Below are 23,256 nucleotides of genomic sequence, written 5' to 3'. Positions count from 1 at the left end.
TTTAATTTGGTTCAGAAATCGTATAATTTTTTTGACCTCTGTATTTTGCTTCGTCAAAGATAAAAAGCTTTTCGGATATAGGTTGATTTGTTTTAAAAGTTCTTACTTCAAGTGTTGTAATTGTACTGTTTTTACCGGTTTCAATAATAGTATAGATATGTTTTGTTCTACTATCAATACCAACCATTACATTATCTATTTCAGAATCGCTGTCTATTGGTGTTAACTTAACATATTGAATTTTGATTCCTTTGGTGTTTTTTAATTCACCCATTTGGTAATTAAAGCCTTTTTTATAAAATGAAAATATTTTTGAAGGAGTTAGTGTTTCATTTTGATTGTTTGATGCTTTTTGAATAATTACTTCTTCATCTTCGTGTATTATAATATACGTTTTTGTTCCATCAAAAATTTGTTCTGTTCCCATATAATTTAAATGGTATTTTTCACCTTTTAAATTAACACTACCTAATGTTTCTTGATGAACATCAGCGTCGTAATTATCTATTCTATGATTAAATTCAAGATAAATATTTGAATAACCTTCTACTTTTTGAGCAACTTCATCAAGTAAGGCTTTAGCTTTACTTGCGTCTTGACTAAATACATTTGCAGTTAATAAAAAAACACTTAGTACTAGTATAATTCTTTTCATGATTTGTTGTTAAACTTTTTATATTATTTTTCCCCGTCTAATAATTGATTTAGAGCCATTTCATCTGGAATTAGCACCTGCCTTGCCTTGCTACCTTCAAATTGACCAACTATACCTGCGGCTTCTAATTGATCAATTATTCTACCAGCTCTATTGTAACCTAGTTTTAATTTACGTTGCAATAAAGAAGTAGAGCCTTGTTGAGCTAAAACAATAACTAATGCGGCATCTCTAAATAAAACATCTCTTTCGCTGATATCTACATCAAGACTTGTGCCAACTTCTTCGCCATTATATTCTGGTAATAGATATGCGCTTGGATATGCTCTTTGTGATCCAATATAATCAGTAATTCTTTCTACTTCTGGTGTATCTACAAATGCACATTGTAAACGAATTACATCATTTCCATTGGTAAATAACATATCACCTTTACCTATTAATTGATCTGCTCCTGATCCATCTAAAATTGTTCTAGAATCTATTTTTGAAGTAACTCTAAAAGCAATTCTAGCAGGGAAATTTGCTTTAATAATACCTGTAATAACATTAACAGAAGGTCGTTGTGTTGCAACAATTAAATGAATTCCAATGGCACGTGCTAATTGTGCTAATCGGGCAATTGGTGCTTCAACTTCTTTACCTGCAGTCATAATTAAATCTGCAAATTCATCAATTACTAATACTATATAAGGTAAAAAAGTATGACCATTTTCAGGGTTTAATTTTCGTTCTTTAAATTTTGTATTGTATTCTTTAATATTACGAACCATAGCTTTTTTAAGCAAATCGTAACGATTATCCATTTCAATACATAAAGAATTTAGGGTGTTAATTACTTTTGCGGTATCTGTAATTATAGCATCTTCTGTATCGGGTAATTTTGCAAGATAATGGCGTTCTATATGGTTAAATAATGTAAGTTCTACTTTTTTTGGATCTACCAATACAAATTTAACTTCAGCAGGATGTTTTTTATACAATATCGAAGTTAAAACAGCATTTAAACCTACAGATTTACCTTGACCTGTAGCACCTGCCATTAATAAATGTGGCATTTTAGCTAAATCAAAAACAAATGTTTCGTTAGAAATTGTTTTTCCCATTGCAACAGGTAATTCCATTTCCGAATTTTGAAATTTTGCAGAGGAGATAACAGATTTCATAGAAACCATTGTAGCTTTTTTATTAGGAACTTCTATACCAATAGTTCCTTTCCCAGGAATTGGTGCAATAATTCGAATTCCCATTGCCGATAATGATAGTGCAATATCGTCTTCTAAATTTTTAATTTTAGAAATTCTAATACCTGCTTCTGGAACAATTTCATAAAGCGTTACTGTTGGTCCTACAGTCGCTTTTATTTTGGCTATTCCAATATTGTAATTGTTAAGCGTTTCAACAATTCTATTTTTGTGATTTTCTAATTCTTCTTGATCAATAGAAATACTTTCGTCGTAATCTTTTAAAAGGTTTAACGTAGGGAAAGTATAGCTACCTAATTCTAAAGTAGGGTCAAATTCTCCAAAATCTTTAACTAATTTGTTAGGTATGTTTTCTGCTACATGAGTTTCTTCAACAATTTTTTCGACATCTATGGTTACTTTTTCATCAGTATCTTTAGATTCTTCTTTTTTAGTAGTAGGTTTTTTGTTGTCTATTTCTAAATCAAAATTGGTGGTTTCTTTTTCTTCTTTAGATTCTACAGGAGTAGTTAAAGGTGCTTCTATTGGATTTTTAACAACTTCTGGTTTTACTTTAATTTCAGAATTCTTTACAACTTTTTTTTCAGGGAAAAGGTTTTTAATTTTTTCTGGCGTTAATTTAAATCGTAATACTAAATATGAGATTAATAAAAAAAGTAGTACTAATAGTAAACCTGTTTTTCCTAAAAACTGTTGGAAATAACTATTCAATTCGTAACCAATTACGCCTGCTAACAATGCGTTTTTAGAACTAAAAAAACCAATTGTAATTGAAAGCCATATTATGCCTAAAATACCCCAGCCCCAATATTTTTTGATATGCTGTAAACTTCCTTTTAAAAATATAGCTATTCCAGATAAAAATAGTAAAACCGTGATGTATATTGAAGCAATTCCAAAACCATTATAAATAAAAAAATGGCTAATACTAGCTCCAATTTTACCTAATAAGTTTTTAACAGTAATATTTTTATCTGTAAAATTAGAAAGTTGACTTTGATCTTCTTGCCAGTTAAAAAGGTAAGAAAAAAAGGAAATTAATAAAAACACAGCAAATAACATGGTAAAAACACCTATTAATGTTTGTGTTTGTCTATTTCCAAAAAATGAATTTATTTTTTGGAAAACAGGTTTTCGTTTCGTTTTAGATTTTATCTCTTTCTTTTTTGCCATTGGTATTTATATGCCACAAAAATATAAAATTATTGTGATTGCTGTTGTATTACTAAAATATTTTAGGAATATAGATTATAAAACCAATAATAACAGCAAATATTGCAGCAAAAAAAGCAGCACCTGCAGAAATATCTTTTATAGTTCCAATTTTTTTATGGTATTCTGGATGTATAAAGTCTGCGATTTTTTCAATTGCAGTATTTAAAGATTCTGCTACCAAAACAAGTCCAATTGCAAAAATTTGGAACATCCATTCGGTAGCAGAAATTTGTATAATAAAACCAAAAATGGTCATTATTATAGCAATAATAACCTGTGCTATAATACTTTTTTCTGAAGTAATTAAAATCCAAAATCCTTTAGCTGCGTATTTAACAGCTTTTATTCTATTTAAAATAAAATTACTTTCTAAATTCATAAAATTAAAGTGCTTTTAAAGCAGCTTCATAGTTTGGTTCGTCAGCTATTTCCGGAACTTGTTCTGTATAAGTAACAATACCTTCTTCATTTACAATAACAATAGCTCTAGAATGTAGGTTTGCTAATGGTCCATTTTTAATTGTTAAACCGTAATCTTTTCCAAATTTACCTTTAGCAAAGTCAGATAATGTAATTACATTTTCTAAACCTTCAGCACCACAAAAACGTGCTTGAGCAAATGGTAAATCTCTAGAGATACACAATACTTTTGTGTTTTCTAATTTAGCAGCTTCTTCATTAAATTTTCTAACTGAAGCGGCACAAGTACCTGTGTCTAAACTAGGGAATATGTTTAAAATTAGTTTAGATCCTTTAAAATCTTTTAATTTAGCTTTTGATAAATCTGCTTTTATTAAAGAGAATTTAGGAGCTTTTTTACCAGCTTTTGGTAATTTTCCTGACGTTTTAAAAGGATTTCCTTTTAGTGTTATTTTAGTCATATTTGTATATTTTTTAGTTAAAAAATCAAAGTTAGGTTAAAAACTAAAATATACGAATTAATTTGTGAATTTTTAATGAATTTAAATTTTAAAGATAACTAAACTTTAGAGAGAAATAGATATATAAAATCTTGTATATTCGCAGCCTAAAATATTTTAATTGAAATTAGCAAAATACACATCAGAATTTAAAAACAATATAAAGTTAGCTACTCCAGTAATGATGGGCTCTTTAGGGCATTTATTAGTTGGGCTAATTGATGATATAATGGTTGGAAGATTAGGTGCAGTTGAACTTGCAGCTACTTCTTTAGGAAATAGTATTTTTTTTATTACTCTTTCCGTAGGTTTAGGTTTTTCTTTTGCAATTACTCCATTAATTGCTGAGTCTGATGGAGAAGGAGATAAAGAAAAAGGTAGAAGTATTTTTCAACACGGTATTATTTTAACAGCTATTATTGGGCTTGTTATGTTTATTGGATTGCTATTTTTGAAACCAATATTATACCATTTAGATCAACCAGAAGAAGTTGTAGTGTTAGCAATTCCTTACTATGAAATTGTTGCTTTTTCTATGATTCCTTTAATGCTTTTTCAAGGCTTTAAACAGTTTGCAGACGGATTGTCTCAAACTAAATATGCCATGTGGGCAACAATTTTAACAAATGTTGTAAATGTTATTTTAAACTTTACATTAATTTATGGATTTTGGATTTTTCCGCGCTTAGAATTGGTAGGCGCTGCTTTAGGAACACTAATATCCAGATTTGTAATGGTGTTTTTTATATATTTTATGATTGCTAAAAAAGACAAGTTTGCAATTTATTTGAAAAGATTAAAATTTGAAGAGCTAAATAAAGAACGTTTTTTAAAAATATTAAAATTAGGTTTTCCATCTGCTTTACAAATGCTTTTTGAAGTTGGTTTATTTACATCTTCAGTCTTATTAGCAGGAACTTTAGGTGCATTTCCACAAGCAGCAAATCAAATTGCGTTAAAATTATCATCCTCAACATTTATGGTTGCCGTTGGAGTAGGAGTAGCAGCAACTATTAGAGTTGGAAATCAGAAAGGTTTAAAAAATTATAAAGAATTAAGGCGTATTGCTTTTTCTAATTTTTTAATGATTTTAATTTTAATGGCAACCTTCTCTGTTGGATTTATGGTGTTTAAAGATTATTTACCATTAATTTTTACAGACAATAAAGAAGTAATTAAAATAGCATCAACATTATTAATAATTGCAGGTCTTTTTCAATTGTCCGATGGCCTTCAGGCTGTAATTTTAGGAGCTTTAAGAGGTTTGCAAGATGTAAATATACCTTCAGCATTAACATTTGTAGCGTATTGGATTATAGGTTTTCCAATAAGTTATTATTTTGGAACTAAAGCTGGTTTTGGTACATTTGGAATATGGATAGGACTTTTAGTTGGTCTTACGTTTTCAGCTTTATTATTATTTATAAGGTTTAATTATTTAACAAATAAATTAATTCAAGAAAAAAATGGAATTACCTAAATTTTTAATGGGAGATAATACAGATTGTTCAAATGATATTTTTGTAATTCATACAGAATTTCCGAGATTCATAATAAATCTAATTGATGATGAGATTGAATGGTTGGAAGATTTTGAAGGGACTGATAGAGAAGAGTTAGAACTTCAAGTAGCTACACTTATTGATCAATCAAGTGAATTTTATGATAGAGAAATGAAACGCTACGAAGCGGAATAATATTAAAATTTCAGATTCATTTTAATATTTAATACTCTTGGTGTCATATAGTTTGGAATGCCATAAAATTGCTTAGAATAAACATCTCTAACCCAAGTATTGGTAATTGAATTTTGCACATCGAACATGTTAAATATTTCAAATCCTAGTGCAAATTCTTTAATGTTTTTTAACTTACCAGATGTATGTACATTATTAGCATCTGCAAAAACATATGAAATTCCAATATCGGCTCTTTTATATGCGTTTAGTCTATTTTGATATTCGTAAGGATTTGCATAAGAAGGGCTACCACCTGGTAGACCTGAATTGAAAACTAAATTTAAATACATTCTAATTTTAGGGATATTTGGAACATAATCTTGAAATAACATTCCGAATTTAAACCTTTGGTCTGTAGGGCGAGCAATATAACCTTGATTGTTATAATTTTCTTCAGTTTTTAATAAACCAATGCTTACCCAACTTTCGGTTCCAGGAACAAATTCACCATTTAATCTTAGATCTACACCTGTAGCATACGCAGTTGCATTATTGTTGGCACTATATCTAATTTTAACATTATCTACGGTATAAGTGTTTACATTGGTTAAGTTTTTATAATAGATTTCTGAAATAAATTTAAAAGGCCTGTTCCAGAGTTTAAAACTATAATCATTACCTAAAACCACTTGCACCGATTTTTGTGTTTTTACAGCTGTATTAACTACACCATTATAATCTCTTAATTCTTTATAAAATGGAGGTTGGTTATACATTCCTCCTGCAATTCTAAAAAGCATATCTTTTTGCCAATCAGGTTTTATTGCAAACTGACCTCTAACACTATAAATTATTTGATTTGAAGTTTCAAGATTTTCGCCATTAACATTCCAATTATGAGAACGAACTCCCAAATTATACCATATTTTATGGTTGTCCCAATTACTGTTTTTGCTGTATTGTGCAAACCAAACTAGTCTGTCAATTTTTATATGATTTTGTGAATCAATACTTTGATAAGGTGTTATTTCGCCAGAAAAAGGTTCGTAAGGTTGATTGTTAGTTGTGAAATCTGGTGGTGGTACATTAAAACCTAAAGAATCTACAACTTCCCATTCTTTAATGCGATCTTTTATATCTTCATATTGATATTTAATACCTACTTCAAATAAATGATTGTTTTTTTTATAGGTTGCTTTAAGTTCTGCATTATTAATAAGTGCATCTATTGTGTTTCTAGCGTGATTTAATTGAGAACCGATCCCTTCATAAAATTCAACTTCACCAAAATCTTCAGAGCCAAAATCGTTGTTTACTTCTCCAATATTATAACTTGCTAAAATATCGTAATATTCTTCTTCTATGGTATGATAAGCAGATGTTGTTAGTGAAAGGTTTAAATTATCGTTTACTTTGTAACTTCCTTTTAAGGCACCAAAAACAGTTTTAAATTTGTCCTTTTCTTGTCCGTCGTAATACACAATTAACTCTTGAGGGTCTGAAATTGTTCCAAATTTAGTTCTTCTGGTTTTAGGAATATATTTGTAATTATTGAGTGCATAATTTCCTAAGAAATCTATTTTTAATTTAGGATTTATAACATAAGATAAAAAAGCTTGAACATCTGTAAAATTAGGTTCCGCGTTAGTTTCTATATCTTTACTGTTGATAAATAAACTGTTGTTTCTATAGCGAACACCAATTAAAGCGCTTAGTTTTTTATTAGAAGAAATACCTTCGGCAGTTATACTTCCACCTAAAAGGCTTGCATTTATATTTGCGCTAAATTCTGTTGGAGTTCTATATGTTATATCTAATACCGATGCTAATTTATCTCCATATTTAGCTTGAAAACCGCCTGCAGAAAAATTTACATTTTGAACCATAGCACTGTTTACAAAGCTTAAGCCTTCTTGCTGACCAGACCTTACAAGAAAAGGTCTATAAACTTCTATGCCATTAATATAAATTAAGTTTTCATCAAAATTTCCACCTCTTACATTATACTGTGTGCTAAGTTCATTATTATTGTTAACTCCAGGAAGTGTCATTAAAATATTTTCTACACCTTCATTTGCACCTGGAATTTTTGCAACAGTTTCGGTATTTATATTTAAAGTTCCTTGTGCATCTTTTTTTCGATCTTCAACAAGTATTTCATTAATTTCTTCAATTTGGATAGTTAAAGTAGGGGAGAAACGGAATGTTCTGTTTTGTGGAATTGTAACTTTTTTTATAAATGTTTTATAAGAAACATGACTAAATTTAATTACAATTTCTTTTTCAGCAGGTATTTGTAATAAATATTCTCCATCATTATTTGTAGTTGTTCCGTAATTTGCATACGTAATTGAAACACCTTCAATAGGAGTTTTTGAAGTGTTTTTTACAGTACCTTTAATTGTTGCTTTTTGGGCAGTTAAAGTAACTGATGCAAATACTAAAAAGAATAGTAATATATAATTTTTCAAATGATGATACTTATTTTTTTCTAAAGAAGGTAGCATTTAAAGTGGTACTGTTTCCAACATTATCTGTTACTGTTATTTTAAGATTGTGTTGGGCTGTGGTAAAACTTTTATCGTTTAAATTATAAACTAATAAATTTGTTTTCGGATCGTATTCTAATAAAATCCATTCTCCATCAATTTCTCCTCTATAAGATTTTATACCAGATTCATTATCTATAATTTTTATCTTTAATTCGTTATAATTTGTTATCCATTGTTCATTTTTAAAATTAACTAAAGAGACTTTAGGTTTCTTATTATCAGTTAATAATGTGAAATTTCCTAAACTTTTAGTTGAAGTGTAAAAAGTAGTACTCTTTTTAACAGTAGTTTCATAATCGGTTCTTCCTCTAGTATCAATTGAAGCTATGTAAAGCTGTTTTTTTTGACTTTCAGTATATTTTGAAACATCAAAAGTTAAGGTGTATTTTTTGTCTAAAGGTATTGTAGGAGTATGTACTTTTACAATAGAATCTTGTTGCACTTCAAAATCTAAATAAAAATCGTTATAAAAAGTATACTTAGGAAAAGCAACGGTAATTCCATCTTTTTTAAAAACATTAAAAATAGAACGTTTAATTTTATAAGGAGTTTTTTTAATTTTTTCTTTTACTAAAATAGTATCGTTACTACCTGTAATAGGAATTGTAATTTTTTGACTATTGCCTTTAAAATCTTTTGCAATAATTTCAACAGTATAGTCCATTCCATCTTTAATAGTTATGTAGCCATTGCTATTTGTGTTTGTATACACACTTAATTTATTTGCAGGTTCAATAAAGCATTTTTGAATACGTTGTTTTAAAGTATTAAAACGTTCATAATCAATTAGCAAGTTTATATACTTGCTTTCGTAAAATGAAAAAGATTTGGCGTTAAATTCATGCACTTTTTTTCCGTTAACATTTAAAGACAAGCTATACAATCCGTTTTTGTTGTATGCTCCATCTAATTGATCGTAGGCATTTATTCCAAAGCCTATAGTTCCAAAAGCTTTTATTTTTTTAGATAATAAATCCCCATTATTTTGTTTTACTAAAGCTATTTGTATTGGTTTAGAAATTTTATTAATGTGAGAATTTTCACTTAAAGAGTAACCAATTAAGGTATTAATCCTTGGTTTTTTAGTATCGTTAATTTCAATACCAAACAACATTGGATTTATAGGTTTTTCGGTTTTGGAGTCTCTTATTTCAAAATGTAAATGTGGTCCACCTGATCCACCAGTATTACCCGAATATGCTATAATTTCATTTTTAGAAATAGGTAAAGCAGCAGCAGAAGGGAATAATTGTATTTCAAAACTCTTCTTTTTATATTGTTGTCTTTTTACGTAATCTTCAATTTTTTTACCGAATTTTTTTAAATGAGCATATACAGTTGTATAGCCATTTGGATGGGTTATATAAAGCGCTTTTCCATAACCCCAGTGTGAAACTTTAATTCTAGAAACATAGCCATCTGCAGGTGCATAAACATCTAAACCTTCTTTTCCTAAGGTTTTAATATCTAAACCAGCATGAAAATGGTTGCTCCTTAATTCTCCAAAAGTTCCAGATAAAACCATTGGTATTTTAAGAGGGTTACTAAAATAATTTACAGGATAATTATCTTTAGAATTAGCATTTCCTTGGCTAAAACTAGAGCCATAGATGCATAAAAATAGTATTAAAATTGCTTTTTTCACATTTATTATTTTAGGCTAAAATACTAAATATTATTTTTTGTAAAGTCTAAAAATTCAATGAATTATTAATAAATATTGTAAGTTTTTTACAAAATGCAAAAAAAACAGTTGTAATATTGGCATACTAACACTAACTTTGTACTTATAGTTTACATTCTATAGTTATATATGAGTAATTTAAATGAAGTTGTTAATTTATTTGAAAGAAAACTTAACATTCTTTTAGAAAATTATAATTTTTTGAAAGAAGAAAATGAGGTTTTATATAATAAAATAGCAGATTTAGAACATCAAATAGCTAAAGAAAAGCAAGTTAATGAAGATATTGAAAATAAATATCAAACATTAAAAATAGCTAAAACTATAGAAGGCAGTAAAGAGAATAGTAGAAATACTAAATTGAAAATAAATGCTTTAATTCGTGAAATTGATACATGTATCGCTCAATTAAGCGAATAAGATCTTTCAAAATAAATGGCAGAAACACTAAAAATTAAAGTTACAGTTGCAGGTAGAGTATATCCTCTAAGAGTTAAAAACGCTAACGAGGAACAAGGAATGCGTAAGGCGGCAACAAAAATTAATGAATTAGTGAGTAATTTTGAAAAAAATTATGCAGTTAGTGATAAACAAGATGTTTTAGCAATGTGTGCTTTACAGTTTGCTTCATTAATTGAAATAAAAGCTATTAATAAGGAAGAAGATATGACAGAAGCAATAGAAAAAATAAATAAATTGAATGTTTTAATAGATGAACATTTAAACAAATAAGTTCTTTAAAATAATATTAATTAATAATACTGCCTACATTAGTTATTGTTTGTTAAACTCAACGTCACATTTTTATGAAGAGTGAGTCTATACTATTAGAGCAAGCCGTCTAGAACGGATCCTCGACCAGTTAGTTAGCTCTAAACTTGTTTTTTAGGAGTTTAATAAAAACCCAACTAGTGTAGGTTTTTTTATATATAAATTTGAAATATGGTAGAATATATAGTGTCAATTGTAATTGGCATAGCAATAGGATTAGCAATAGGTTATGTAATTGCAAAATCGCTTGAAAAAAAGAAAGCAACTAAAATTTTAAGAAATACAAAGAAAGAAGCAACCTCTATAATTAGAGAAGCTCAGATTGAAGCAGCTGCTATTAAAAAAGATAAAATACTTCAAGCAAAAGAAAAATTTATTGAACTAAAATCTGAACACGAAAAAGTAATTATTGGTCGTGATAAAAAAATTGCTGAAACAGAGAAAAGAGTAAGAGACAAAGAATCTCAAGTTTCTCAAGTACTTGATAAAAATAAAAAATTAAATATTGAAGTAAAGTCTAAAATAGACGATTATAATAAAAAAATTGACTTTTTAGAACGAAGAACTGAAGAAGTAGAGAAATTACATAGAAAGCAAGTTGAAAACTTAGAAGTAATTTCTGGTTTATCTGCAGAAGATGCTAAAAAAGAATTGGTAAGTTCTTTAAAAGATCAAGCTAGATCTGATGCAATGGCGCATATACAAGATACCATTGAAGAAGCAAAATTAACCGCACAACAAGAAGCTCGTAAAGTAATTTTAAATACTATTCAGCGTGTTGGAGTAGAACAAACTGTTGAAAATTGTGTTTCTGTATTTAATATAGAATCAGATGATGTTAAAGGTAGAATTATTGGTCGTGAAGGTAGAAATATCCGTGCATTAGAATCAGCAACAGGAGTAGAGATAATTGTAGATGATACTCCAGAAGCAATTATATTATCTTGTTTTGATCCTGTTCGTAGAGAAATAGCTCGTTTATCTTTACATAAATTAGTAACTGATGGTAGAATTCATCCTGCACGTATAGAAGAAATTGTTAAGAAAACTGAAAAACAATTACAACAAGAAATTATTGAAGTTGGTAAACGTACTGTTATAGATTTAGGAATTCACGGTTTACATCCTGAACTTATTAAAACTATTGGTAGAATGAAATACCGTTCTTCTTATGGTCAAAATTTATTACAACACTCTAGAGAGGTAGCAAATCTTTGTGGATTAATGGCTGCAGAACTAGGTTTAAATGCTAAACTAGCTAAAAGAGCCGGATTATTACACGATATAGGTAAAGTTCCAGAAACTGAAAGTGATTTACCACATGCTTTATTAGGTATGGAATGGGCACAAAAATATAATGAAAACCCAGAAATTTGTAATGCTATTGGAGCACACCACGATGAAATTGAAATGAAATCGTTAATAGCACCAATTGTACAAGTTTGTGATGCAATTTCAGGTGCCAGACCAGGTGCTCGCCGTCAGGTATTAGATTCATACATTCAACGTTTAAAAGATCTAGAAGATATTGCTTTTGGTTTTACAGGTGTGCAAAAAGCTTATGCAATACAAGCTGGTAGAGAATTGCGTGTTATTGTAGAAAGTGAAAAAGTAAATGACGCTAAAGCATCTGAATTATCATTTACTATTTCGCAAAAAATTCAAAATGATATGACATATCCAGGTCAAGTTAGAGTAACTGTTATTAGAGAAACAAGAGCAGTGAATATAGCCAAATAAGTTATTTATTAACTACATATATAAGACAAAAAATCCCGTATTTACGGGATTTTTTTTATTTATAATTTTAAAATTCTTTATGTAGTTTTTATACTAATGTAGTAGTATGTTTCTTTTTTTAAACTAATCTTTAATTTTATATAAGCATAATTTAAAATTTTACTAATAATTCAATTAATTGTTAATTATCAATATTTTGTAGTTTATATATCACATTTTATTCTTAATTTTAGAAAAATAAAATTGGTTAACCAATTTTTAAAACTGTCTAAATAATAATTTTTTCAGTTATTTTAATAAAAAAATAGCTTTTAAGAACAAGAATAACACACTAAAAAATGAGTTTAAATCAGGGTAAAATTAGCCAAATTAGAAAAGACACAGTACAGTATATTAATCTACAATTAGCGTCTTTAGGTCAACCGCTTTTTCAAGATGATGCTAATGCTAAAGAAAAATTTTGTAATCTAAAGCTTCAACAATTAACTGGTGCATTTACAAAGGGTTTTAGAGAAAAATCAAGATTACTTTCTCAATATCTTTCACCAGCAGACACAAGAATTCAACATTTTTTAAATGATTATTTGAAGGATATTAAATTCTACAAAAAGGAATTAATTCCAAATGACACATTGGTTTTAAATCAAAAAGGGCACGCAAGAGAAATAAGTTTACCACCTAATGGGACTTCTTTTGTAAGTGAAAATATTACTTCATATAGAATAAAACAAGGAATTTTAAATAATCCTATTAACGATAAAAGAACCACAAAAGGTACTTTTCATATTGTAGAAGGAGATTTACCAGTACCTTTAGATAAGTTTGAAGTGCCAAAAGTAACTTTTGCTCATTTTTTAAATGCTGCGTTTAATCCTTCTGAAGAATTAAAAACATTACCATTTACAGCAAATCAAGAAAATAAAGCCAAAGTAATAGTATCTTTATTATTACGTCCAGTTGTTTGTCCGGAAGTTAAAGGTGTAATTTCAGAGAAAAGTATGGAAGTTCGCTTTTTTGCGCCAGGAAGTTTAGTGAGTAATTTAGATTTTGTGGAATCTATTTTTGGTAATGCAGGAGATCCAAATTTAGCACATAATGATGCTGCCTTAGATCCGGAACATTGGACAGGACATACAGGTTGTGTTGTTTTAGCACCTCAATTAAAAACCTTAAAGAAAAAAGATGTTGGCCTGCCACATTGGGATAATGCAACAGAACGTCAAAGAAATGACGGAATGTGCTGGAAAAACGAAGATGAGTTGTATAACAATGGTGGAGCATTTAAAATTACTTGTAGAGATGATAGAGGCGTGGTAGTAACGCTAATTGCAGATAATTATTTTGGATATTCTAAAAAAGAAATTAAAACACAAATTAGTTATTCAGCTAATTTATTTGGTTTAGTAGAAGAAGAGCATTCAGGTGGTGCAATTGCATTTCCAAGAGGTGTAATGGGAGATATTGTTGATGGTGCAGCTTTTTCTAAAAAATATGGTAATCGTTTTACTTTTAAAGATGTAAAAGAATTATTAGGTGATAGAATTGAAATTAATGAAGCAAATTATGCAGTAGATAAAAAATACCCAAATTTAGTTTACATTCCTGAAAATGCATATATAAACACCAATACAAATAGCATTACTTGGGATTATAATAATAAGGAACAAAAAATAATTTTATCTCCACTAAAAACATACATTCACCCAACAGGAAATAAATTTAAATTAGAAAAACATAAAGCAATTTCTTTATGGAGAATTGTAAATACAGCTCCAGAAGGTATATTTTGTCACAAGCCTTGTACAGTTTCAGGTGGTGGAAAATCTGAAATTTCAAAGTCTATGTTAAATGCTATTACGTATAGTTCATTTAATATTATTGATATTGATGAAGATTTTAAAAAAGCAGATGAAGTTATTGAATACGATTATTCAAAACGATGGAAAAATTACGATCCAACCTTACCACCTTCTAGATCATTTTTAGATAAAGGAAGAACTTTAGGTTCAGCTGTAAAATTATTAACACCATCATCAAAAAATTCAGATGAATTTAATGAATTTGTCAGCAATATTCCTGTGCATATTAGATCTTTAGTATTATTTGTAAAGCGTTTGTACCGTCAAGATCACGAATCTTTGAATTGGAAAGACTGTATGTCTGTTGAAATTGTGAACGGACAAAAAGGTACTGCTTTAAAATATTTTAATACCGATGTTGTTGGAAGTTATGTGCGTATTGGATTTAATCAAGAAGGACAATGGTTGTTAAATAAATTAAGATCTGATTTCTCTGCAAGTCAAAAAATTCAATTGGAAGATGATATTTCAGCTTCAATAACATTACCTAGACAATATTTTAAAAATCTTAACCCAGAATTTGATAATAAAAGTTTAAAAGTTGTTGCCAATTGTGAAAGTCATCTATTCCAAAGACCAGATGAAGCAATAGTTAGAGGGTACGATGAAGGTGCAGAACGCGATTTAGTTTCTAACAATGTTTTCTTAACAAATTACGAGTTGTTAACTAAAAAAGATGCTATAGAAATTTATGAAGACACTATTAATTTTGATAAATATACACAGCCTGTTAAAGATTTAATTTTAAGTATTGTTAACAGTCCAAACGAAGAGGAATATTTTTCATTACCATCGCATACACGTATTGTAAATGGAGAACCTACTAAAAATCCACGATATTTAGAACGTAATATTTTTATTAATGAAACTGAAGCTAGTTACTTGGGTGATATTGGTGTGCGTTTGTGCAGAAAAATTAAATCTGAAGATCCAGTTATTAACGTTGTAAACGCCGTATTGCCAGGGAGAAGAAATAATCCAGCCGAAAGAGAAGCAGGTATTCGTCCGTTAGCTGTTTACAATCCAATTCATTACCAAGAAGCTCCAGAAATGTTTATGGATTTTATTTGTAGTCTTACAGGAAAATCACCATCTACAACAGGAGCTGGTTCAGAAGGAGCTTTAACCAAAGGACCTTTTAATATGTTAACTCCAACAACCGATTTAAACAATGCGTTGTTATCACATATTTTAACAGAATCTAATGCATTTAGTACAGCTGCTGGTTATGTTGGTGGAGACAATAAAGTAGATCACGATATTAGTTTACTAATTCCTGAGATTTGGGCACGTTTAGAACCTAATGATAGAGATCCTAAAAAATTAATTGAAAACGGTTCATTAGAAAAATTAGAAGATTTTGAATACGAAGGGAAAAAAGTTTTAGCAAGTCGTTTAGGATATAGAATTACAAGCACTTTTTCATTGCGTTGTTTAAACCGTTTGTTCGATGAACCAAACGCAGTATTTAACAAAAAAATGTTAAAACCAGAATTACAAGGTTTAGAAGATTTTGTTGATGGAATAAATAATATTGTTGAAGCGCAACAAAAAGTAGCACTTCGTTATTTTGAAGATGGAAGTGTTGATGCGGCGATTCCACCTTTAAAAATATTATTGCATATTATGGCTTATGGTGAATTTGAAGGAAAAGATATTAGCAATCCTGAATTAAGAGCTTATTTTGATAGAGAAGCTATTTTAAATAGTGATTGGTATAAAGAACGTTTAATAATTAAACAACAAAAAGATATTACTTTTTATAAAAAACAACTTACATATTTAGAAACGTTTATTGCAAATCCTAACAATATAGATATTGTTACTGAATTAGATTTGTTAACTAAATTAGCGAAAGTAAAAGTGTTGTTTGAAGAAGCAAGTTCAGAAACATACATAGAATCTTTAAAAGGTACAATTGGAGCAGATCCTTTATACAGAAAATAATAATTATTAACCTAACAGGTTTTTAAAAATCTGTTAGGTTTTGCTTTATAAATTAAGATTAATGCTCATTTTTTAATTGAAATAATAATTAGAATTGTTTAAAAAGGTAATTAAAAACCGTTATACTGAACTTTATTCAGTATCTCATTAATCTGATAATCAGTAAATTTTAGAGCTTGAAATAAGTTTAGGTTAACGTAAACCTTACTTTCTCGGATGAAATGTATTAACAACTTCTTTTAAAAAGCTTTTATCTAAATGCATATAAATTTCTGTAGTAGTTATACTTTCGTGTCCTAACATTTGTTGAATAGCTCTTAAATCAGCTCCGCGTTCTAATAGGTGAGTGGCAAAAGAATGTCTAAAAGTATGCGGACTTATTTTCTTTTTTAAATCTATTTTAATGGCTAAATTTTTAACAATGGTAAAAATCATTACACGTGTTAATTTTTTTCCTCTTCTGTTTAAAAATACGGTATCTTCAAAGCCTTTTTTTACATTTATATGAACTCTAATATCATTAATATAATTGGTTATATATTTTTGAGTTTGAATATTTATTGGAACAAAACGTTGTTTATTACCTTTTCCTAAAACCCGAATAAAACCTTCATCAAAAAATAAATCTGAAAGTTGTAATTCAACCAATTCAGAAACCCTTAAGCCACAACTATAAAGCGTTTCAATTATAGTTCTGTTGCGTTCGCCTTGGGGTTTACTTAAATCTATTGCTTGTATTAATTTATCAATATCTTCTATAGATAAAGTATCGGGTAATTTTAAGCCAATTTTAGGAGTTTCAATTAAATCTGTAGGATTATCTTTTCTATATTCTTCAAAAATTAAATAATTGAAAAAATTTCTAATACCAGATATTAATCGTGCTTGTGAACGTGCATTTATAGTTTTAGAACTAGTGTAAATAAATTCTTGAATACAGTCTTGATGTATATTTATAGGTGAATATATTAATTCGTTTTCTTCTAAAAAGGAAATTAATTTTTTTACATCACGTGCATAACTTTCAATTGAATTTTTTGCTAAGCCTTTTTCAATTTTTAAATAGCTAATATAGTCTGTTAATGTACTATTCCATTTCATTTTGTAAAGATAAGTATTTTAAAAAGTTGATTTTAAAATAATTTTAAAATTAGACTTTACATATAAAATAAGTATATTAGTTGCTTTAAATTTTAGTTTATGAAAAATTTTAGTTTAAGTATTTTTATTTTAATTTTTATTCTGAATTTTAATTCTGGAAAAGCACAAAGTTTAAATGAATTCGGATTAAAAGCAGGAATTAATTTTGTTGATATTAGGGATAAGCTTAGCGATGATGGTGTAACTCATTTAAATAAAAATGGGTTTTATTTAGGTGCTTTTATGGAGTTTAGAAGGAGTGTAAACTTTTCTATTCAACCAGAAGTATACTATTCATCAAACAAAAATGAATATGATGAAAATATTGGATTACTACATATACCAATACTTTTAAAATATAAATTAGGAAATAGATTTGAACTCTACGGAGGTCCAGAATCTCAGTTTTTATTGTCGGTATATGGAATTGATATTAATAAAGATAAATCATATAAAAAGTTTATTTTATCCGCAATTGCAGGTGTTGGTTTTATAATTTCAAATGAATTTGCAATTGATGCACGTTATAATTTAGCAGTTTCTAATTATATTGATAGAGGCAATCATCAAAACACTAAATTAAATTTTATTCAAATAGGTTTGACCTATAAATTTGATAATTAATTTAGTTAAATTCTTCAATTAGATAATAATTTTTAAATTTGATGTAAGAAGTGTAATCTTCAATTTATTTATAGCAAAACTACTTATGAAAATATTAATTTTAAATGGTCCAAACCTTAATTTATTAGGAAAACGTGAGCCAGAAATTTATGGAAGTTTAACTTTTGAATCCTATTTTAAAAGTTTAAAAAATAATTTTCCAACAGTTGATTTACATTATTTCCAAAGTAATATTGAAGGTGAATTAATCGATAAATTACACGAAGTAGGTTTTAGTTTTGACGGTGTTATTTTAAATGCAGGTGCTTACACACACACATCTGTTGCAATAGGCGACGCCATAAAAGGTATAGAAACTCCTGTTATTGAAGTGCATATTTCAAATGTACATTCTAGAGAAGATTTTAGACATATTTCGTTTATAGCGCCAAACGCAAAAGGTGTAATTGCTGGTTTTGGTTTAAAAAGTTATGATTTGGCAATACAGAGTTTTTTATAAAAATCGATTAATTTAATGCTTGTTCCCAATCAGCTATTAAATCGTCTATATGCTCTATTCCAACAGAAATTCTAATTAAATTGCTAGGTGTTGAACTATCAGGGCCTTCAACAGATTTTCTATGCTCTACAAGACTTTCAACACCACCAAGACTTGTTGCTGAAGTAAAATATTTTAATTTTGTTGAAATTTTAAATACTTCTTTCTCAGTTCCTTTAATTAGTATAGATAGCATTGCTCCAAAACCTTTGTTTTGTTGTTTTACGGCTAAATTATGTTGTGGGTGACTTTTTAGTCCAGGGTAATTTACCTGTTCAATTTTTGGATGATTTTCTAAAAAAACAGCCAATTTATGTGCATTTTCACTTTGTTTAGTAACACGTAAGTGTAAGGTTTGTATTCCTCTACCAATTAACCAGCAGTCAAAAGGAGCAGGCACAGCACCATTTAATTGTTGGATAGATTTAATTTTTGAGGCAATTTTTTCATCATTTAAAACAACAGTACCACCTAAAACATCGCTATGTCCTCCAAAATATTTTGTTGTAGAATGAATTACAATATCTGCTCCTAAATTTAATGGAGTTTGAAAAACTGGAGTTAACCAAGTGTTATCTACAACACATAAAGCGTTATTTTTATGTGCAATTTCTGAAATTGCTTTTATATCACTTAATTTTAATTGTGGATTTGATGGTGTTTCAACCCAAATTAAAGCAGTATTTGGTTTTATTGCAGTTTTAATGGTTTCTAAATTACTCATATCAATTTGATTGTAACTTAAACCCCAAGATGTAAAAACTTCTTTAAATAAATTTTTTATTGTAAAATAAATATCATCGGGTAATAATACGTGATCACCTGTTTTTAAACTTTGTAAAATAGTGCTAACAGCTGCCATTCCTGATGAAAAAGCGAATCCATAAGTTGCATTTTCTAATTTAGCAATACTTTTTTCAATAATTTGTCTATTTGGATTATCATTTCTAGAGTAAACAAAATCATTATTATAAGTACCATCTTCATTTCTTTTATAAGTGCTTGATAGGTAAATAGGTATGCTCACTGATTTAACTTCTGAAAAGTTGTTTTCAGTACTTTTTATTGCTAAAGTTTCAAATTTTGGTTTCATTATGTGACCGATTAAATTATTTGGTGTCTAAATATATAAATACTATGAAATAAAGCTATGGGTTTAGGGGGGTAACTAAAGGTTTAAAAGTAGAGGGGTTTAATTTTAAATCAAAGCGACTCTGCTCATAGCTTTTCTTAATTTGGTTTATGAGTTTTAGGATTTATTAAAAATCTAATTTAAATAATTATTTGAAAATAAAACAAAAAGCTTCCAATTTAATTATTAACTTTTGTAATAATTAAATTGGAAGCTTAATTTTTATACGTATAATCTAGCTATAAATTAATCGTTATCAATTTTTATAAATTCTCCTTCAATCGTAAAATCTAACTCTACATTATTGTCTAGTTCAATTTGTTGATAATTTGTTTCAAGTTCCCAGTCAGTTATAAAATTATTAGGATAATTTGCAGTAATATAAGTTAAAATTGATTCTGGAATAACAGCATCTGGTAATTTAGAAGTTCCATCAATACTTATAATTTCAAAGTCACTATTAAACTCTAATTCTAAATTGGTTTTTAAATAAACTTCATAAGTTATTAGATTATCATCTGTATCTTTAATTACTGAGATAATATTATTTGAAGGGAAATAGGTTGAAATATAATCTTTTAAACTGGTTGGAAATTCAGTTTCATTTAAAACTATCTCATCGTTGTTTTTATCTGTATCAATTTTTATAAATTCTCCTTCAAGTGTAAAATCTAACTCAACATTATTGTCTAATTCAATTTCTTGATAATTTGTTTCAAGTTCCCAGTCAGTTATAAAATTATTAGGATAATTTGCAGTAATATAAGTTAATATTGATTCTGGAATAACAGTATCTGGTAATTTAGAAGCTCCATCAATACTTAAAATTTCGAAGTCACTATTAAATTCTAATTCTAAATTATTACTTAAATGTACTTCATATGTAGTTTCATTTGTATCAATATCTTTATATACGTTATTAATTGTGTTAGAAGCAAAATGTGTTTCTACAAAGTCTGTAATTGTAACCGGAATTTCGGTAGTAGATAATTTTACTTCGTTATCATCATCGTTGTTACAAGCAATTAAAGTTGTAAAAAGTGTAATTATAGTTATTTTTAAGATTTTCATTTTTTAAGATTTTATTAAATTAGTTTTCCGTTTTCTAAATATTTTAAGTTTATTTCATTGTTGCCTTTTTCAATTTCTACATAGTATATAATTGAATTATTTTCAACAACTTTTTCTATATTATCTATATGGTAATTTTGATAATTTTTTTTGATGTTTTCTTGTATTATTTTAGGTAAATTTCTTTTTGAAATTTCTTCAGAGTATTTAATTAATTTTCCAGAATTATCATACCAAGCTTCAAAATCAGTAAATAAACCAATTTCAAATTCAACATTGTAATTGTTCTTTTTGTATTCCCATTCAATGTCTTTTGCTTTTGGAAATTTCTTTTTAAAATTATTAATTACTAATGATGGTACTTGATTTTGCGGTATGTCTTGAGCCGTAACTATTGTTGAGCATATGCATAATGCAATTGCTAAAAAATATATTTTTGATTTCATTTTATAATGATTTTTTTAAATTATAAAACAAATATATTGGTAGATTCTGGAAAGATTTTGGAATCTAATCTGTAGAAATAATATTTTTAAAATTTACTGTAAAACAATGTTGATTTTTACTATATGAATAGTTGATAGGTGTTGTGTATAATTTGCAAATTGCTTTACAAACAGCCAAGCCAATTCCTGTACTTTTTGTACTTGAGGCTTCTTTTTGAAAGCGATTAAAAATTGTTTTTGGGTTTAAAGCAGTATTATTTCCTGTATTATAAATAGTGAATTTATCATTAGAAATAATCACGGTTATTGTTCCATTGTTTTTGTTATGAAAAACAGCATTTTTTATTAAATTAGTAATTAATATTTCTAATAAAGACACATTTAAATTTACTATTAATGTTGCTTTTTCTTCAATCTCAATTGTTATATTTTTAAAATCGATAAAGTCTTGAAAGCTAGAAATAAAATCGGTTACAGTACTGTTTACAGAAACGGATGTTGTATTAGCAAATTGTTTATTTTCAATTTTAGCTAAAAGTAATAATGATTTATTAAGTTGTGTTAACTTTTGCGTACTATTAATAACATCTGCTATGGTTTGTGCATCTGCATCTGTAAGATTTTTTGATTCTAATAAAAGTTCTAGTTTATTGGTAATAATAGCCAGAGGTGTTTGTAGTTCATGTGAAGCATTTTCGGTAAATTGTTTTTGAGAAGAAAATACATCTTTAGAATGTTTAATTAATGTATTTGAGGCATTTTGTAATTCTATAAACTCTTTGGTTTTAGTTTCTACATTAATTACAGCTTCGTTTTTATCTAATCTATAGGCTTTTAAACGATTTAAAATATCGTAAAATGGATTCCAAACTTTGCGTATAATTACATTGTTAATAATAAATATAGTAGCAATTAAAATTATAAACAACCACACAACACTCCAAAAAGAATCTTCAATTAAATCGTCTTCTTCTACTAACGAAGAAATAACTTTTAGGTGATAATAAGTGTTTTTATGCTTAAAAGCAGAGTGTAGAATACGTACTGGTTCAAGGTCGTCTTCATTAATGCGATACATTAACGTATCTTTATAAATATCTTTAAATTCTAATGCAATTTGTTTTGAAGTTGGATGAATTTCAAAGTTATTTCCACCAAATTCATTTTGTGATAGGAGTGAGGTGTCTTGCTCTAATTTTTTAATAATTAAAATTCTATTATTATCTAAACCATCATCTATACTGTCTCTAATTTCATTTTTTAAATTGAAATAAAAGATAACAGACCATACACCAATAATAATTAAAAAGGTAACTGAAAGGTATAATAAAGAGCGGTTTAGAAGTTTCATTTTTCAATAAGTTTATATCCAACACCATAAACGGATTCTATTTCAATATTAGATAGTGCTTCGTTTAATTTTTTTCTAAGATTTTTAATTTGATAATAGATAAAATCAAAATTATCTACCTGATCTATATGATCTCCCCAAACATATTCTGCTAAAGCTGTTTTTGTAATTAAACGGTTTTTGTTTGATAAAAAATATTTTAAAATATCAAACTCTTTTCTATTTAAATGAATGTTGTTATTGTTGACAAAGAGTGTTCTTTCATCCAGATTTAAAACTGTATTTTTAAGTTCAATAGTATTTTTACCGTTTAAGTTTTTTCTTCTAAAAACGGCTTTAATACGTGCATTTAATTCTGCAATATGAAAAGGTTTGGTTAAATAATCGTCTGCGCCAAGTGACAATCCATTTACTTTATCGTCTATAGAATTTTTGGCTGAAAGTATGATAACATTTTCAGATTTTCCAAGTTTTTTTAGTTCAGTAAGTATGTCTAATCCGTTACCATCAGGTAGCATAATATCTAATAAAATACAATCATATTCATACATTGAAATTTTTTCAAATGCTTCCTCGTAGTTGCTTGCAGTTTCTACTAAATACAATTCTTTTTGAAGGGAAGTTGCTATTGTTTTACACAACTCTAATTCATCTTCAATTATTAAAATTTTCATAGGATAAAAATAATATTTAAAATTGGAAAGAATCTGGAATTTAACTTGAGATT

At 27.8% G+C, this 23,256-nt stretch carries 20 protein-coding genes and 1 other RNA gene; 9 read left to right on the top strand and 12 right to left on the bottom strand.

The window, feature by feature from the left end; translation table 11 throughout:
• Position 1: 1 nt before the first annotated feature.
• Genes MHL31_RS03785 through tpx form a run of 4 tightly spaced genes read right to left on the bottom strand, consistent with a single transcriptional unit; the run spans position 2 to position 3,956 of the window.
• Complete coding sequence (locus MHL31_RS03785; protein WP_240227750.1) at positions 2-655, bottom strand: outer membrane lipoprotein carrier protein LolA; 654 nt, start codon at positions 653-655, stop codon at positions 2-4.
• 23 nt (positions 656-678) lie between these two features.
• A complete protein-coding gene (locus MHL31_RS03780) occupies positions 679-3,033 on the bottom strand; it encodes a DNA translocase FtsK (RefSeq protein WP_240227749.1) in 2,355 nt (784 codons plus the stop codon).
• Positions 3,034-3,085: 52 nt separating this feature from the next.
• On the bottom strand, positions 3,086-3,454 hold the full coding sequence (locus tag MHL31_RS03775) for a diacylglycerol kinase (RefSeq protein WP_240227748.1): 369 nt from the start codon (positions 3,452-3,454) through the stop codon (positions 3,086-3,088).
• A 4-nt stretch (positions 3,455-3,458) separates the two neighbouring features.
• Positions 3,459-3,956 carry a thiol peroxidase gene (gene tpx, locus MHL31_RS03770; RefSeq protein WP_240227747.1) on the bottom strand — a complete coding sequence of 166 codons (498 nt, stop codon included), beginning with the start codon at positions 3,954-3,956 and terminating at the stop codon, positions 3,459-3,461.
• 160 nt (positions 3,957-4,116) lie between these two features.
• On the opposite strand from tpx, the gene MHL31_RS03765 reads away from it, so the two are divergent.
• Both MHL31_RS03765 and MHL31_RS03760 read left to right on the top strand, forming a co-directional pair.
• Complete coding sequence (locus MHL31_RS03765) at positions 4,117-5,475, top strand: MATE family efflux transporter (RefSeq protein ID WP_240227746.1); 1,359 nt, start codon at positions 4,117-4,119, stop codon at positions 5,473-5,475.
• Positions 5,462-5,692, top strand: a complete 231-nt coding sequence (locus MHL31_RS03760; RefSeq protein WP_240227745.1) for a hypothetical protein — start codon at positions 5,462-5,464, stop codon at positions 5,690-5,692. The genes MHL31_RS03765 and MHL31_RS03760 overlap by 14 nt, the downstream gene beginning before the upstream one ends.
• Before the next feature lie 2 nt (positions 5,693-5,694).
• Here the strand turns inward: MHL31_RS03760 and MHL31_RS03755 are convergent, their stop codons facing one another.
• On the bottom strand, positions 5,695-8,145 hold the full coding sequence (locus MHL31_RS03755) for a carboxypeptidase-like regulatory domain-containing protein (RefSeq protein ID WP_371824135.1): 2,451 nt from the start codon (positions 8,143-8,145) through the stop codon (positions 5,695-5,697).
• A gap of 10 nt (positions 8,146-8,155) precedes the next feature.
• Positions 8,156-9,871: a M23 family metallopeptidase gene (locus MHL31_RS03750; protein ID WP_240227743.1), complete on the bottom strand. Its 1,716-nt coding sequence runs from the start codon at positions 9,869-9,871 to the stop codon at positions 8,156-8,158.
• A gap of 168 nt (positions 9,872-10,039) precedes the next feature.
• Between MHL31_RS03750 and MHL31_RS03745 the strand changes: the two genes are divergently transcribed.
• The 5 genes from MHL31_RS03745 to MHL31_RS03725 all read left to right on the top strand — a co-directional run bounded on the left by MHL31_RS03745 (position 10,040) and on the right by MHL31_RS03725 (position 16,227).
• Positions 10,040-10,330, top strand: coding sequence for a hypothetical protein (locus tag MHL31_RS03745; RefSeq protein ID WP_240227742.1), 291 nt, complete (start codon positions 10,040-10,042; stop codon positions 10,328-10,330).
• A gap of 15 nt (positions 10,331-10,345) precedes the next feature.
• The gene (locus tag MHL31_RS03740; protein ID WP_240227741.1) at positions 10,346-10,642 is read left to right on the top strand and encodes a cell division protein ZapA; all 297 of its coding nucleotides are present in this window, start codon (positions 10,346-10,348) and stop codon (positions 10,640-10,642) included.
• A 56-nt stretch (positions 10,643-10,698) separates the two neighbouring features.
• Positions 10,699-10,805: non-coding RNA, 6S RNA (gene ssrS, locus MHL31_RS03735), on the top strand.
• A gap of 47 nt (positions 10,806-10,852) precedes the next feature.
• Complete coding sequence (rny, locus tag MHL31_RS03730; protein ID WP_240227740.1) at positions 10,853-12,421, top strand: ribonuclease Y; 1,569 nt, start codon at positions 10,853-10,855, stop codon at positions 12,419-12,421.
• A 338-nt stretch (positions 12,422-12,759) separates the two neighbouring features.
• The gene (locus MHL31_RS03725) at positions 12,760-16,227 is read left to right on the top strand and encodes a hypothetical protein (protein ID WP_240227739.1); all 3,468 of its coding nucleotides are present in this window, start codon (positions 12,760-12,762) and stop codon (positions 16,225-16,227) included.
• Between the two features lie 204 nt (positions 16,228-16,431).
• Here the strand turns inward: MHL31_RS03725 and xerD are convergent, their stop codons facing one another.
• Positions 16,432-17,328 (bottom strand): site-specific tyrosine recombinase XerD, encoded by an 897-nt coding sequence (xerD, locus tag MHL31_RS03720; protein WP_240227738.1) that lies wholly within the window; start codon positions 17,326-17,328, stop codon positions 16,432-16,434.
• Positions 17,329-17,427: 99 nt separating this feature from the next.
• Between xerD and MHL31_RS03715 the strand changes: the two genes are divergently transcribed.
• The gene (locus MHL31_RS03715) at positions 17,428-17,991 is read left to right on the top strand and encodes a porin family protein (protein WP_240227737.1); all 564 of its coding nucleotides are present in this window, start codon (positions 17,428-17,430) and stop codon (positions 17,989-17,991) included.
• Positions 17,992-18,076: 85 nt separating this feature from the next.
• The gene (gene aroQ, locus MHL31_RS03710; RefSeq protein WP_240227736.1) at positions 18,077-18,490 is read left to right on the top strand and encodes a type II 3-dehydroquinate dehydratase; all 414 of its coding nucleotides are present in this window, start codon (positions 18,077-18,079) and stop codon (positions 18,488-18,490) included.
• A gap of 7 nt (positions 18,491-18,497) precedes the next feature.
• On the opposite strand, the gene MHL31_RS03705 is transcribed toward aroQ, so the two are convergent.
• The 5 genes from MHL31_RS03705 to MHL31_RS03685 all read right to left on the bottom strand — a co-directional run bounded on the left by MHL31_RS03705 (position 18,498) and on the right by MHL31_RS03685 (position 23,203).
• Positions 18,498-19,622 (bottom strand): PLP-dependent aspartate aminotransferase family protein, encoded by a 1,125-nt coding sequence (locus MHL31_RS03705; RefSeq protein WP_240227735.1) that lies wholly within the window; start codon positions 19,620-19,622, stop codon positions 18,498-18,500.
• 285 nt (positions 19,623-19,907) lie between these two features.
• Positions 19,908-20,732, bottom strand: coding sequence for a PepSY-like domain-containing protein (locus MHL31_RS03700; RefSeq protein WP_240227734.1), 825 nt, complete (start codon positions 20,730-20,732; stop codon positions 19,908-19,910).
• Positions 20,733-20,746: 14 nt separating this feature from the next.
• Entirely contained in the window at positions 20,747-21,178 is a 432-nt protein-coding gene (locus tag MHL31_RS03695) for a PepSY-like domain-containing protein (protein ID WP_240227733.1), read from the bottom strand.
• A gap of 64 nt (positions 21,179-21,242) precedes the next feature.
• On the bottom strand, positions 21,243-22,529 hold the full coding sequence (locus MHL31_RS03690) for a HAMP domain-containing sensor histidine kinase (protein WP_240227732.1): 1,287 nt from the start codon (positions 22,527-22,529) through the stop codon (positions 21,243-21,245).
• Positions 22,526-23,203 carry a response regulator transcription factor gene (locus MHL31_RS03685; RefSeq protein WP_240227731.1) on the bottom strand — a complete coding sequence of 226 codons (678 nt, stop codon included), beginning with the start codon at positions 23,201-23,203 and terminating at the stop codon, positions 22,526-22,528. The genes MHL31_RS03690 and MHL31_RS03685 overlap by 4 nt, the downstream gene beginning before the upstream one ends.
• Positions 23,204-23,256 lie beyond the last annotated feature (53 nt).

Source organism: Lutibacter sp. A80 (assembly GCF_022429645.1).
Taxonomy (GTDB): domain Bacteria; phylum Bacteroidota; class Bacteroidia; order Flavobacteriales; family Flavobacteriaceae; genus Lutibacter.
This window is presented reverse-complemented; position numbering and strand designations above follow the sequence as displayed.